The following is a 12,211-nucleotide window of genomic DNA, read 5'->3' on the forward strand; positions in this document are numbered from 1 at the left end:
TCACTCCGGATCATGGCAGACGGCTTCGACATTGTTGCCGTCGGGATCGAAGACGAAGGCGCCGTAATAATTCGGATGGTAGTGCGGCCGCAGGCCCGGCCCACCATTGTCCTTGCCGCCGGCAGCGAGGGCCGCGGCATGGAAAGCATCGACCTCGGCGCGGCTGCGCGCGGTGAAGGCAACATGCTGGTGGTCCCTCGGTCTGTCCTTGCCGCTGCTCAGCCAGAACACCGGCCGGTCGCGGCCATAGCCGCCAACCTTGGCGCCGCCGGTGTATTCCAGCGGCACCATGTAAAGAAGTGACGCGCCGAGTGGCGCCATCGCCCTGTCGTAGAAAGCCTTCGAGGCGTCGAAATCCGAAACGGTGATGCCGAGATGGTCAATCATCTTTTTACCTCCCAGGTGGTGATGCGCTCGCCGCTGACCGGGTCCTTGCCGTCCTTCAACTGCACGCCTTGCGCCAGAAGCTCGTCGCGGATGCGGTCGGCTTCGGCCCAGTTCCTGGCGGCGATCAGTTCGAGGCGTCTGGCAATGGCCTTGGCGATCGCGCCTTCGTCGACCTTGGCCGCACCGACATCGAAGCCGAGGAAGACAAGAGAGGCCTTCAGCGCAGCGGCGGCATCATTGCCTTCCACCGCCTCGCCGGCAAGCTGCGTCAGGACCTGGAAGGCGGCATAGGTGGCGAGATCGTCCGACAGCGCCGCCACGACCGCCGCCGGCAGTTGCCCCGCCGCCGGCGCCAGGTCCGCCGCGCGCTTCCATTTGCGCAGCGTGTTCTCCGCCTCCTCCAGCTTGCGCACCGAAAAGTCGATCGGCTCGCGATAATGCGTCATCAGCATTGCCAGCCGCAGCACCTCGCCCGGCCATTTGCGGCCGCCGAAGGTCGATGTCTCCAGCAATTCGTTGATCGAGTAGAAATTGCCGAGGCTCTTCGACATCTTCTGCCCCTCGACCTGCAGGAAGCCGTTGTGCATCCACACATTGGCCATCACCGCGGTGCCGTGGGCGCAGCGCGACTGGGCGATCTCGTTCTCGTGGTGCGGGAAGATCAGGTCGAGCCCGCCGCCATGGATGTCGAAGACCTCGCCGAGATAGGCGGCCGACATGGCCGAGCATTCGATGTGCCAGCCCGGACGCCCCCTGCCCCATGGGCTGTCCCAGCCCGGCTCTTCCGGCGAGGACAGTTTCCACAAGACAAAGTCCCCCGGGTTCTTCTTGTGCGTATCGACGGCGATGCGCGCGCCGGCCTGCTGTTCGTCGAGATTGCGTTTCGACAACTGGCCGTAATCGGGCATCGAGGCGGTATCGAACAGCACTTCGCCCGCCGCGACATAGGCATGGCCGCGCCCGATCAGGCGCTCGATGAGTGTGATCATGTCGGCCTTGCCGTCGGCACGCGGCTCGACGAATTCGGTGGCGCGTGGCTCGACCGTCGGCTCCAGGCAGCCCAGCGTCGCCACATCCTTGTGGTACTGGTCGGCGGTCTTTTCGGTGACGCGTCGGATCGCCTCGTTGAGCGAGAGTTTTCCCGAAGCAATCTCGTCGCCGAAATCGCGCAGCGCACGCGCATTTATCTTGTCGTCGACATCCGTGATGTTGCGCACATACGTGACGTGGCTTTCGCCGTAGAGATGACGCAGCAAACGGAACAGCACATCGAAGACGATCACCGGTCGCGCATTGCCGATATGGGCAAAGTCATAGACCGTCGGGCCGCAGACATACATGCGCACGTTCAGCGGATCGATCGGAACGAACTCGTCCTTGGTCCGCGTCAGCGTGTTGTAGAGGCTGAGACCCTTCGATGCGTCAGACATGCGTGCCTTCCCGGTCCGTGAGTTTGGATGGGCTTGCGCCGACACGCAAACCGGATTCCAGCCTGCTGGCCGGGGCGTTTGTCCAATCTGGGGAAAGATGAGGCGAAAACGTCCGGACCAGCGCGAGGCTAGCCAATAATGCAAATGCCACAAATGGCGAAAAACGTTTTCATGCGCGGCTTTATCGCCTTGCCCGGTGTTGCCGTCAAGTCGCAACAACAGGCAAAAGAGTCGGTGGATCACAGGAAATGAGGCACTGAAACACTTTCTTAAACATGTCGGCACAGTCATGAAACATTCGCCGGCTAGGTCACCAGATGTCACGATTTGGTCGGAATCGGCCATCAAATGCAGACACGGAAATGTTACCAGGGAAGAGAGCAATGCCCCGAACCAAGCAGGAATCCAACCGCGCCAAGCAACCGGCGCTCGCCAGCCACTACCGCGCGATCGGCCCGGCCGCTATCGTCGCTGCCCTTCTCCACACCGCGAAGAAGAAGAAGCCGGCGCAGAAGATCGTGTCGCCGCGGGCTGCCTGAACAGGCATGTAGCCGGCGCCGAGCGCCGGCAACAGAGACGTTGAAGCGCGCCTGAAAACAACGGCTTCTGTCTCTTTGATTGAGAATGATCTTTCCCGAAAACCAGAACCACTTTTCGGGATCATGCTCTAAAACAAGGTCATTTGACTGTCGTCCGCGCCGGGCTTCTGGCGCCTGACCTTCTCGGGTTCCGGCCCGACCACGCCCCGCTCCTGAATCTCCGGCCCGGTGTTGGCGACCTTGTTGACGAGGTCGGATACGGGAATCGCTTCGAAGAAATCTGGCTGTGCGGGCTTCAGCAGGTCGGCCACGTCGCGCGGCTCCTGCGTGCGGCAGTCCAGCCAGCGGTCGAAATCCTCACGCGCGATCACCACCGGCATGCGATCATGGATATGGGCGATGTCGGCATTGGCATGGACGGTCAGGATGGCGCCGGTGTCCATCTCGGAACCGCCCGGCTCGGCATAGGTCTCGACCAGCGCGGCGAAGGCGACGAGCCCGCCATGTTTCGGACGGATCCAGTAGGGCTGGCCTTTCTTGCCAGCTGTTTGCCGCCACTCGTAAAAGCCCGAAGCCGGCACCAGAGCGCGGCGATGGCGCATGGCGGCTTTAAATGAAGCCTTTTCCACCGCCCCTTCCGAGCGGGCGTTAAACAGCAGCGGAAACTCCCTGGTGTCCTTGACCCAGGCCGGGATCAGCCCCCAGCGCACCAGCATCGCCTGCCGGTCCGGCAGGTTCGAGCCCGGCATCCGCGGCGACCCCGCGAGCGTGATCAGGACGGGCTGCGTCGGCGCGATGTTGTAGCGCGCCGGAAAATCCTCCAGTTCCGCCAGGCCGAGAAGAGCGGCGGTCTGATCCGGCGTCGCGGTCAAGGCAAAGCGTCCGCACATTGGCAAGCCCGTTGAATTGATCAGACGCGAAAGTGGCGATGGAACCGGCGTTGCGCAACCGCTAAAGCTGTTTGCTTCCTGCTGGTCCACAAGGGCTGCAGATCGAGGATTTGATGGACGAGAAGCGAAAGACACTTCCAGCAGTCTCGGTTGCCGTCGTGCGCGGCGACACGGTGTTGCTGGTCAAGCGGGCAAGGCCGCCTTCGCAAGGGGTTTATGCCTTTCCGGGCGGCAAGGTCGAGCCCGGAGAGACGCTTGCGCAAGCGGCAGCCCGCGAATTGCTGGAGGAAACCGGTCTGCGCGCGAACGGCTACCAGCCGCTGCGCGAAATCCACGTCGACGGCAGCGGCGAGAACCACCCGGTCGACTATCTGCTGACGGTGTTCGGCGCCACCCATGCCGGCGGCGAAGCGATGGCCAGCGACGATGCCGAGACCGCTGCCTTCTATACGCTCACCGAGATGACCGCGTTGCCGCTCGCCGATGCGGTGTTTGCCGTGGCGGAACAGTTGCTCGGCGCCGGCAAGGGTGCTGGCGCCCGGCCATGAGAAATCGTCTTGCGGGCGACAAATTGTTTGGCCACAAAGCCTGATGACACGTGCCTCGCTGTTTCTCGCCGCATGCCTCGCCGCCAGCACCGCAGCGCGGCCGGCTTTAGCCACCGAGGCGCCGTTCGAGCCTGGGCTGATGCGGCTGGCGGAGGTTCTGGGCTCCCTGCACTTCCTGCGCAACCTCTGCGGCGAGAAGGGCGACCAGTGGCGGGTCGAGATGGAAAAGCTGCTTGATTCGGAAAATCCCGATCCCGAGCGACGCGCCCGCTTCATCGCCAGCTTCAACCGCGGCTACCGCTCCTTCGGCGGCACCTACACGCAATGCACGGCGTCGGCGATAGAAGCCATCAGTCGCTACACCAAGGAAGGCGAGACGCTGACGCGCGACATCGCCTCGCGCTACGGCAACTGACCGGCATCCGGGTCGCTGTCCCGTTCGATACCAACAGGCTTTTCACCGCTCCCTGCTTGTGTCCACCGACGTCTTGGTGCAATCCTGATGTTGCACTTCTGCAACTATATTAACGAAACGTTACGGCGCAGATGTGGAATTAACTCAAACTGAAGGTTTTGATGCCGCTCGCCGGTCTAATCGGCTAAGTTTGAAAACGATCGAAGGCAGGTTTTTGCAACGCGACGGACTTTGTAGAGCACGACCAAAAAAATGTCGTATTTACAAATAGTTACTGAGACCTGCGCATGAAAGGGACAGCCCAAGCCTGATCCGCACCCACGGATCGCCGCTTGAAAAGGGTGGACATCGCAATGGAACATGCCGTCAACGACATCGACGCGTTGGTCAGGGAAGAAAAGCGCCTGACTGCCGTGGAAAGCCACAGCGAGGCCTGGGCGGAAGGGTTGTCGGCCGGAATCGAGCCCGAGATCATTGCCGAGGCGGCGTTGGAAACCGCTTTCGGCGAGATGCTGCGCGCCAATGGCGAAACATCGGCCCTTGCCCTGCTCGACCGCATGCGTGAAAAGGTGGTCGCTGGCGCTTTCGAGCCGGAGCGGCTGCGACACTAGGCGCCGCGCGTCCCTTAAACGACGTACGGTTCTTTGACGATGGCGCACCGTTTGGGCATCATGCCCGGAACATCCGGACAGGGTCGGGGCGCTTGAACTGCCCCGGAAAGCCTGGGCAGCATGGAGAGGCAGGCGGTGAATTTTTCGACGTCAGGCCAGCCGCGGGGCCTGGTTTACAGCATCTGGCTCGCCGCCTTCTGCGCCGCGATTCCGCTGGCGCTCTGTCTCACGACCAGCCCGGCTCACGCGCTGAGCGAAATCAAGCGTGAGGAGCTTCCCTCGCCCATCACGCCACCCGCCGATGACGACATTGCCCCGCCCGGAAGCGCCGTGCCGGCGCCCGATCCGCTCGGCACGACCCCGCCCGCAGCCAAGGAGCCGACGCCCGCCGACGAGCCCGAAAAGAGCGAGCCGGAAGGACCTGCGAACGATGGCGGCGTGGCCAACCCGCGCACCGACCCGGATACGCCCCCACCGGAAGTCGTCTACGACCTCACCAAGCTGCCCGAGCCGGTCAGGCGCATGCACGATCTGATCGTCGAGGCCTGCCGGAGCGGCGACGTAGAAAAGCTCAGGCCCTTGATCGGCACGGGTGATCAGATGACGCAATTGTCGCTGGGCGACATCGACGGCGACCCGATCGCCTTCCTCAAGGGGTTGTCCGGCGATGGCGAGGGCCAGGAGATTCTGGCCATCATGGAAGAGGTGCTCAGCGCCGGCTACGTCCATGTCGATGCAGGCACGCCGCAAGAACTCTATGTCTGGCCGTATTTCTTCGCGCTGCCGCTCGACAAGCTCGACGCCAAGCAGCGCGTCGAGTTGTTCAAGATCGTCACCGCCGGCGACTTTGACGGCATGAAACAATTCGGCGCCTACATCTTCTACCGTGTCGGCATCACGCCCGCCGGCCAGTGGATGTTCTTCGTCGCCGGGGATTGAGCTTCGTCAGCTGTCGACGCGGATGGATAATGTCGCTGTCGATATCCGTATCCAGCCAGATGCGAATGCCTTCCTGCCGAAGCAACGAAATCGCATCGGCCGCCACGTGAGCATCCATTTGCAACTGCGAGCAGAAGATCAGGAGAGGAACGAAACCTCAGCTGGTGGTCAAAAGCACGCCATGACCGAATTTTTTGGCCAGATTCTGGATAAGCAGTTTTTCACGCGCCGTAAGGCACTTTTGATCGACAAAACGCCAAATGCGCTCGTACAGCGCAAATGCCTATTCGGCTGGAATCGGGCGCGCCGCGCCGCGGTTCCAGGCGAGCGCCTGGAGTTCCGGGAACTCAGCAGGGACAATCATTGGCGCGATTTCTGCATTCATAGCGCTCTCGACATAGTGCAGAGCGCTTAACAAATCCAACGCCGTGGATGCCTAGCCCGCCAGCGCCTCGGAGAACTCCACCGCCCTGCCCTGGCTGGGCGTGACGATCTCGCCGTCCCACATCACACGCCGGCCGCGCACGATTGTGCCCACCGGCCAGCCAGTCACTTGCTTGCCGTCATAAGGCGTCCAACCAGCCTTTGACCCCGCCTGCGCGTTGGTGATGGTCTCGCGGCGCTTCAGGTCGGCTATGGTAAAGTCGGCGTCGTAGCCGGCGGCGATGCGGCCTTTCCTGGCCATGCCGAAGATGCGCTGCGGACCGTGGCTGGAGAGATCGACGAAGCGTTGCAGGGTCAGGCGGCCGGCATTGACGTGGTCGAGCATGATCGGCACGAGCGTCTGCACGCCGGTCATGCCCGATGGTGAGGCCGGATAGGGCTTTGCCTTCTCGGCCAGCGTATGCGGAGCATGGTCGGAGCCGAGCACGTCGACGATGCCTTGCGAAATGCCGTGCCAGACGCCGTCGCGGTGGCGTGCGGCGCGCACCGGCGGGTTCATCTGGATCAGCGTGCCCAGCCGCGCATAGTCGTCGGCGGCGAGCGTCAGATGGTGCGGTGTCGCCTCGCAGGTGGCGACGTCCTTGTGCTGTTCAAGGAAGAGGATTTCTTCCGCCGTCGAAATATGCAGCACGTGGATGCGGGCGCGCACCTGGCGGGCGATGCGCACCAGGCGCTCGGTGCAGCGCAGCGCTGCGATCTCGTCGCGCCAGACCGGGTGCGAGGACGGGTCGCCTTCGATGCGCTCGCCCAACCGCTCGCGCAGCCGGAACTCGTCCTCGGAGTGGAAGGCTGCGCGGCGGCGCGTGTTTCTGAGGATCGCGGCGACCCCTTCGTCGTCCTCGACCAGCAGATCGCCAGTCGACGAACCCATGAACACCTTTATTCCTGCCGCGCCCGGCAGCCGTTCGAGGTCGCCGACATCTCCGGCATTGTCGCGCGTGCCGCCGACCCAAAAAGCGAAGTCGCAATGCATGCGGCCGGAGGCGCGGTTCACTTTGTCGGCAAGTGCCGCCTCGCTGGTGGTCAGCGGGTTGGTGTTGGGCATCTCGAACACAGCGGTGACGCCACCGAGCACCGCCGCGCGCGAGCCTGTCTCCAGATCTTCCTTGTGCTCCAGCCCCGGTTCGCGGAAATGCACTTGGCTGTCGACGACGCCGGGCAGGATGTGCAGGCCACGGCAGTCGATCGTCTCGCCGGCGGAGGCCTGGCCGAGATCGCCAATTACCGCGATACGGCCGTCCTTCACGCCGACATCGCGAAAACCCTCGCCGTCATGGTTGACCACCGTGCCGCCTGTCAGGATGAGGTCGTAGGTGCTGGCCATGGGCGTCCGGTCTCTTGCGGGGGGAGTATCAGCGGCTTACGTAAAGGCCGACCGTTTTGCAAGATCAGGTTCGTTTCCGCCCATGCCCTTTGCCCTGCTGAAAGACCGCGCGCTCATTTCCGTGTCAGGCCCGGACGCCGAGAATTTCTTGCAGAACATCCTCACCACCGATCTCGACGCGCTGGCTGCCGGCGAAGCAAAACCGGGTGCGCTTTTGACGCCGCAGGGCAAGATTCTGTTCGATTTTCTGATTTCGCGTAATGGAGAGGATGCCTTGCGGCTCGATTGTCGTGCCGACGTTGCCGACGATTTCGTTCGCCGGCTGATGCTCTACCGCTTGCGCGCCAAGGTTGAGATTGCCAAGGCCGATAAGGCACTTGTCAGCGTCGCGTGGGGAAGTGATTCAACCGCTTCACGCTCTGATTCAACTGAAGTTTCCGACACGCGCTTCCGCGACATTGCCGTCAGGCGCGGATATGGCGGCGCGGCCGAGGGCGGCGATGCCGCCGCATGGCAGGTTCTGCGCATCGCCCACGGCATTGCCGAAAGCGGCAGCGACTACGCGCTCGGCGATGCCTTTCCGCATGACGTGCTCCTCGACGAGACCGGCGGCGTCGGCTTCAAGAAAGGCTGCTATGTCGGCCAGGAGGTGGTCTCGCGCATGCAGCATCGCGGCACTGCCAGGCGCCGCGTGCTGATCGCCTCGGCGCAAGCTCCCCTGCCCGCGCCCGGCACGGATCTGACGGTCTCCGGACGGCCGGTTGGAACGCTCGGCTCGACCCAAGGGGCCGCAGGTCTCGCCATTGCTCGCATCGATCGGGTCAAGGCGGCGCTCGACGCGGGACAGTCGGTCATGGCAGGCGACGTCGCAGTTTCGCTCGCCGTCCCGGCCTGGGCGAAGTTCAGCTTTCCGCAGGATGCTGTCGGCGCGGAGGAGGCCTGATGGCGGCCGATCGTGCCGGGGCGCCGCCACGCGCCTGGCAGCGCATGCTGTCGGGACGGCGGCTCGACCTGCTCGACCCCTCGCCGCTCGACATCGAGATATCCGACATCGCGCACGGGCTTGCCCGCGTTGCCCGCTGGAATGGCCAGACCAGCGGCGAGCATGCCCTTTCGGTTGCCCAGCATTCGCTGCTGGTCGAGGCGCTGTTTTCCGAACTGGTGCCGGCAGCTTCGGCCGGTGCCCGGCTGGCGGCGCTGCTGCACGATGCGCCGGAATATGTCATCGGCGACATGATCTCGCCGTTCAAATCGGTGATGGGCGGCTCCTACAAGGACTGCGAGCTGAGGCTGCAGCGCGCCATCCATCTGCGCTTTTCGCTGCCGGCGGAACTCGGTTCTGGCCTGCGCAAGGAGATCAAGCGCGCCGACCAGATCGCCGCCTATTACGAGGCGACGCTGCTTGCCGGCTTCTCCACTCGCGAGGCGACGGAGTTTTTCGGCCGCCCGCGCGGCTTCAACGCCGACCGCTTCGATTTCACGCCACGCTCGGTGACCTGGGCGCAGGCCGCATTCCTCAAGCGTTACGCGGCGCTTGAAAAGCAGCGGTAGCATCGACCGGGATAGAACTCCGGCCGACGCCGCCGTGTCCGGTCTATGCGCCTCGTTTGCCGAATTGCCCTGCAACACGCGAAACCGGCGGTGCGCTCGCCGCTTTCGTCTCGGACTTGATCGGCATCCTTGTTTCAGGTCCGGCCGGCGCCCTCGTGTCGGGTTCGAACGGCGTGCGGGTGCCAAAGCCACCTGGAATGCAGCCCAGAACGATCAGGGCGGCGAAAAAGCCGTAGTGAAGGGCATCGAAGGCCAGCGGGGGCAGGTCTCCGCGGTAAAGCGAAAGGGCAAGCTTTGGTGCAAGGACGGCAAAGCCTACCCGGGCCGGCCAGCCGATGTCGCGCAGCCGCGCGAACACCAGCCATATGATCGCAACCAACGTCGCGAAGCCCAACGCGATCAATATCACAACATAGAGCGATCCGGCAGCTGTTCGCTTTGCTTCCATTGCCAGCGCTTCCGCCACCATAGCCGAGGCGTGGTTTTGCACCTGATCTCGCCAGGCTCCGTCCTTGCCCATCGGGGGTTTGCCGGTTCTCAGCCCATTGACGAAAGACTCCTGCGCTTGCCGCAGCTTCTCGCCGTCAGCGGCACTGATCTGTTGCTGCATGCCCTCCGTGGTTCGGACGAGGAATGTTTCAATCGGCCCCTTGGCGAAGTCGAATGCCAGAAGAAGGACAAGCAAGCAAAAATAAGCGATAGGGCCGCAGCTTCCTGATTGAAACAATTTTAGCATCGCCTAATTTCTTCCCCCAAGAAATAAATTTCTGAATACTTGATAGAGTCGCCCCCTTAAATCGCCCTTATTCTGGTCGATCAAAGTTGAAATGCTGGAACCTTTAGATCCCCGCACCAGCACGCGTCCAAAAGGGACGCTCCGCACGTCAGGCAACGGTTACCGTGCATTCGGCTGACTGAACGAACGCTAAATTAACCGGCGACTACCACAGTACCGTGTCAGATCACGGTCCGCAGGCGCCTACATGCCCGTCGCACACGTCAAGGCTGGTTCGCCCGCGCGCAGGCGGAGCGCCGGAAGCATCGGCCAGCCACGGCGGATCGAAGACCAGCTGCGCGACCAGAACGAGCGCTTCTCGGCGGCCGTCGAGAACATGTCGCACGGGCTGTGCATGTTCGACGCCGACGAGCGGATGATCATCTGCAACGGCAACTATCTCGGCATCTTCTGCCTCGACGCGGCGATCGTGCGGCCCGGCATACGCTTCTTCGACATCCTCCAGCACAGCGTCGACATCGGCGTCGCCTCGCACAGCGCCGAGGAGCTCTATGCCATCCGCAAACCCTATATCGACCAGGCCAGGGCCTCGACCTACGAGGAAGTTCTGTCGGATGGGCGCATCGTCAATATCTCGCACCGGCCGCTGGCGTCCGGCGGCTGGGTGTCGATCTACGAGGACATCACCGAGCAGCGGCACGCCGGGCAGGAGCTGAAAGAACAGCACCGCCGGTTCGACGCCGCCTTAGCCAACATGTCGCAAGGCCTGTTGATGTATGACACCGACGCTAGGCTGATCGTGCGCAACCAGCGTTTCCTCGATCTCTATCACGTCGCACCGGCCGACTTCCCGCTCGGCATGAGCCACCGCGAGTTGCTGGTGCAGTTGGTGCGTCTCGGCATCTATGCCGAGATCGATATCGACGGGGAAATTTCGAAGACCATGGCCTGCCTGGAGGCCGGCGAATCGCGTTCAACCCACCGCAGCCTTGCCGATGGCAGGACCCTTCTGATAGCGCGCCGGCCGCTTGCCGGCGGCGGCTGGGTGGCGACCTTCGACGACATCACCGAACGCCGCCGCGCCGAAGAGCGCATGACGCATCTTGCGCATCACGACACGCTGACCAACCTGCCCAACCGCTCGATGTTCCGCGAGCGCCTCGACCAGGCCCTGAGCGAGTCCATGGTCGCGCCGCTGGCGATCTTCTCGCTCGACCTCGATCGCTTCAAGGCCGTCAACGATACGTTCGGGCACCCGGCCGGCGACTGGCTGCTGAAATGCGTGGCCGAGCGCCTGATGCGCTGCCTGCGCAACGAGACGGATGTGGTCGCTCGCTTCGGCGGCGACGAGTTCGCCATCATCCAGTTCAACGTCAAAGGCGCGGCCGATGCCGAACGCCTGGCGAGGCGCATCGTCGAGGTCATTGGCAAGCCCTATCGTGACAAGAGCCGCGACATGCATATCGGCATCAGCCTGGGCATCGCACTCTACCCGGACGACGGCAAGGACGCCGACATGCTGCTGAAGAATGCCGACATGGCGCTCTATCGGGGCAAGAGCGAAGGCCGCAACGTCTACCGTTTCTTCGAACCCGGCATGGACGCCATGGTGCGGGAGCGTCGGGTGCTCGAAACCGACCTCGAGGCGGCGCTGCCGCGGCGCGAATTCGAGCTCGATTTCCAGCCGATCATGAACATCGCCTCCGGCGACATCGTCGGCGCGGAAGCGCTTATGCGCTGGCGTTCACCGGCGCGCGGCCTGGTATCGCCCGACGATTTCATCCCGGCCGCCGAAGAAACCGGATTGATCGTGCAACTCGGCGACTGGGCGCTGAGAAAAGCCTGCACTGTGGCCGCCGGCTGGCCGCATGCGATGCGCATTGCGGTCAATGTCTCGGCGGTGCAGCTCAAAAGCGGCACCTTCGCCCGCAGCGTGATTTCGGCGCTGGCGTTTTCTGGCGTGCCGGCCGACCGGCTCGAGCTGGAAATCACCGAAACGGTGCTGATGGACGAGAGCGACACGGTGCTGAAGACGCTCAGCCAATTGCGCGACCTCGGCATCCGCATCGCGCTCGACGATTTCGGCACCGGCTATTCGTCGCTCGGCTATCTCAGGCGCTTTCCCGTCGACAAGATCAAGATCGACCGTTCCTTCATCCGAGACATCGACAATCGCGACACGGCAGCGATCGTGCGCACGGTCATCGGGCTCGGCGCGCAGCTCGGCATCACGGTCACCGCCGAAGGCGTCGAAACCGAAGCGCAGCTCGACATGCTGCGCGAGGCAGGCTGCGTCGAGGCACAGGGCTATTTGATCGGCGTGCCGTCGAAGGCAGCGAACATCAACCGGCTGCTGAGATCAGGGATGGCGCTGCGCCAGTCCGGGTGAAGCCGCCG

General features: G+C 63.3%; 13 protein-coding genes and 1 pseudogene. 8 read left to right on the forward strand and 6 right to left on the reverse strand.

The window, feature by feature from the left end; all coding sequences use genetic code 11:
- Nucleotides 1-387, reverse strand: a complete 387-nt coding sequence (locus D3227_RS23020) for a VOC family protein (RefSeq protein ID WP_120016583.1) — start codon at nucleotides 385-387, stop codon at nucleotides 1-3.
- Entirely contained in the window at nucleotides 384-1,817 is a 1,434-nt protein-coding gene (gene cysS / locus D3227_RS23025; RefSeq protein WP_120016584.1) for a cysteine--tRNA ligase, read from the reverse strand. Before cysS ends, D3227_RS23020 begins: the two co-directional genes overlap by 4 nt.
- A gap of 383 nt (nucleotides 1,818-2,200) precedes the next feature.
- Here cysS and D3227_RS23030 point away from each other — a divergent pair, with 383 nt between their 5' ends.
- Nucleotides 2,201-2,356, forward strand: a complete 156-nt coding sequence (locus tag D3227_RS23030; protein ID WP_095086527.1) for a hypothetical protein — start codon at nucleotides 2,201-2,203, stop codon at nucleotides 2,354-2,356.
- Nucleotides 2,357-2,484: 128 nt separating this feature from the next.
- Here D3227_RS23030 and D3227_RS23035 read toward each other — a convergent pair whose 3' ends face one another.
- Nucleotides 2,485-3,246: an SOS response-associated peptidase gene (locus D3227_RS23035; RefSeq protein ID WP_120016585.1), complete on the reverse strand. Its 762-nt coding sequence runs from the start codon at nucleotides 3,244-3,246 to the stop codon at nucleotides 2,485-2,487.
- Between the two features lie 113 nt (nucleotides 3,247-3,359).
- Between D3227_RS23035 and D3227_RS23040 the strand changes: the two genes are divergently transcribed.
- The 4 genes from D3227_RS23040 (at nucleotide 3,360) to D3227_RS23055 (ending at nucleotide 5,759) form a co-directional block, all read left to right on the forward strand.
- The gene (locus D3227_RS23040; RefSeq protein WP_120016586.1) at nucleotides 3,360-3,794 is read left to right on the forward strand and encodes an NUDIX hydrolase; all 435 of its coding nucleotides are present in this window, start codon (nucleotides 3,360-3,362) and stop codon (nucleotides 3,792-3,794) included.
- A 43-nt stretch (nucleotides 3,795-3,837) separates the two neighbouring features.
- Nucleotides 3,838-4,209: a TIGR02301 family protein gene (locus tag D3227_RS23045; protein ID WP_120016587.1), complete on the forward strand. Its 372-nt coding sequence runs from the start codon at nucleotides 3,838-3,840 to the stop codon at nucleotides 4,207-4,209.
- A 353-nt stretch (nucleotides 4,210-4,562) separates the two neighbouring features.
- Nucleotides 4,563-4,820: a hypothetical protein gene (locus tag D3227_RS23050; RefSeq protein ID WP_006202258.1), complete on the forward strand. Its 258-nt coding sequence runs from the start codon at nucleotides 4,563-4,565 to the stop codon at nucleotides 4,818-4,820.
- Nucleotides 4,821-4,955: 135 nt separating this feature from the next.
- Nucleotides 4,956-5,759 (forward strand): hypothetical protein, encoded by an 804-nt coding sequence (locus D3227_RS23055; protein ID WP_167480808.1) that lies wholly within the window; start codon nucleotides 4,956-4,958, stop codon nucleotides 5,757-5,759.
- A gap of 157 nt (nucleotides 5,760-5,916) precedes the next feature.
- On the opposite strand, the pseudogene D3227_RS42840 reads toward D3227_RS23055, so the two are convergent.
- Nucleotides 5,917-6,144 (reverse strand): annotated as a pseudogene (locus D3227_RS42840) (hypothetical protein).
- Nucleotides 6,145-6,195: 51 nt separating this feature from the next.
- Nucleotides 6,196-7,527 (reverse strand): dihydroorotase, encoded by a 1,332-nt coding sequence (locus D3227_RS23065; RefSeq protein WP_120016589.1) that lies wholly within the window; start codon nucleotides 7,525-7,527, stop codon nucleotides 6,196-6,198.
- Between the two features lie 82 nt (nucleotides 7,528-7,609).
- On the opposite strand from D3227_RS23065, the gene ygfZ reads away from it, so the two are divergent.
- Both ygfZ and D3227_RS23075 read left to right on the forward strand, forming a co-directional pair.
- Complete coding sequence (gene ygfZ / locus D3227_RS23070; RefSeq protein WP_120016590.1) at nucleotides 7,610-8,470, forward strand: CAF17-like 4Fe-4S cluster assembly/insertion protein YgfZ; 861 nt, start codon at nucleotides 7,610-7,612, stop codon at nucleotides 8,468-8,470.
- Nucleotides 8,470-9,078, forward strand: a complete 609-nt coding sequence (locus D3227_RS23075; RefSeq protein WP_120016591.1) for an HD domain-containing protein — start codon at nucleotides 8,470-8,472, stop codon at nucleotides 9,076-9,078. The genes ygfZ and D3227_RS23075 overlap by 1 nt, the downstream gene beginning before the upstream one ends.
- A 43-nt stretch (nucleotides 9,079-9,121) precedes the next feature.
- On the opposite strand, the gene D3227_RS23080 is transcribed toward D3227_RS23075, so the two are convergent.
- Nucleotides 9,122-9,814 carry a hypothetical protein gene (locus tag D3227_RS23080; RefSeq protein ID WP_147377657.1) on the reverse strand — a complete coding sequence of 231 codons (693 nt, stop codon included), beginning with the start codon at nucleotides 9,812-9,814 and terminating at the stop codon, nucleotides 9,122-9,124.
- Between the two features lie 247 nt (nucleotides 9,815-10,061).
- On the opposite strand from D3227_RS23080, the gene D3227_RS23085 reads away from it, so the two are divergent.
- The gene (locus D3227_RS23085) at nucleotides 10,062-12,203 is read left to right on the forward strand and encodes a putative bifunctional diguanylate cyclase/phosphodiesterase (RefSeq protein ID WP_120016593.1); all 2,142 of its coding nucleotides are present in this window, start codon (nucleotides 10,062-10,064) and stop codon (nucleotides 12,201-12,203) included.
- Nucleotides 12,204-12,211 lie beyond the last annotated feature (8 nt).

This window comes from Mesorhizobium waimense, from assembly GCF_003601975.1.
GTDB lineage: Bacteria > Pseudomonadota > Alphaproteobacteria > Rhizobiales > Rhizobiaceae > Mesorhizobium > Mesorhizobium waimense.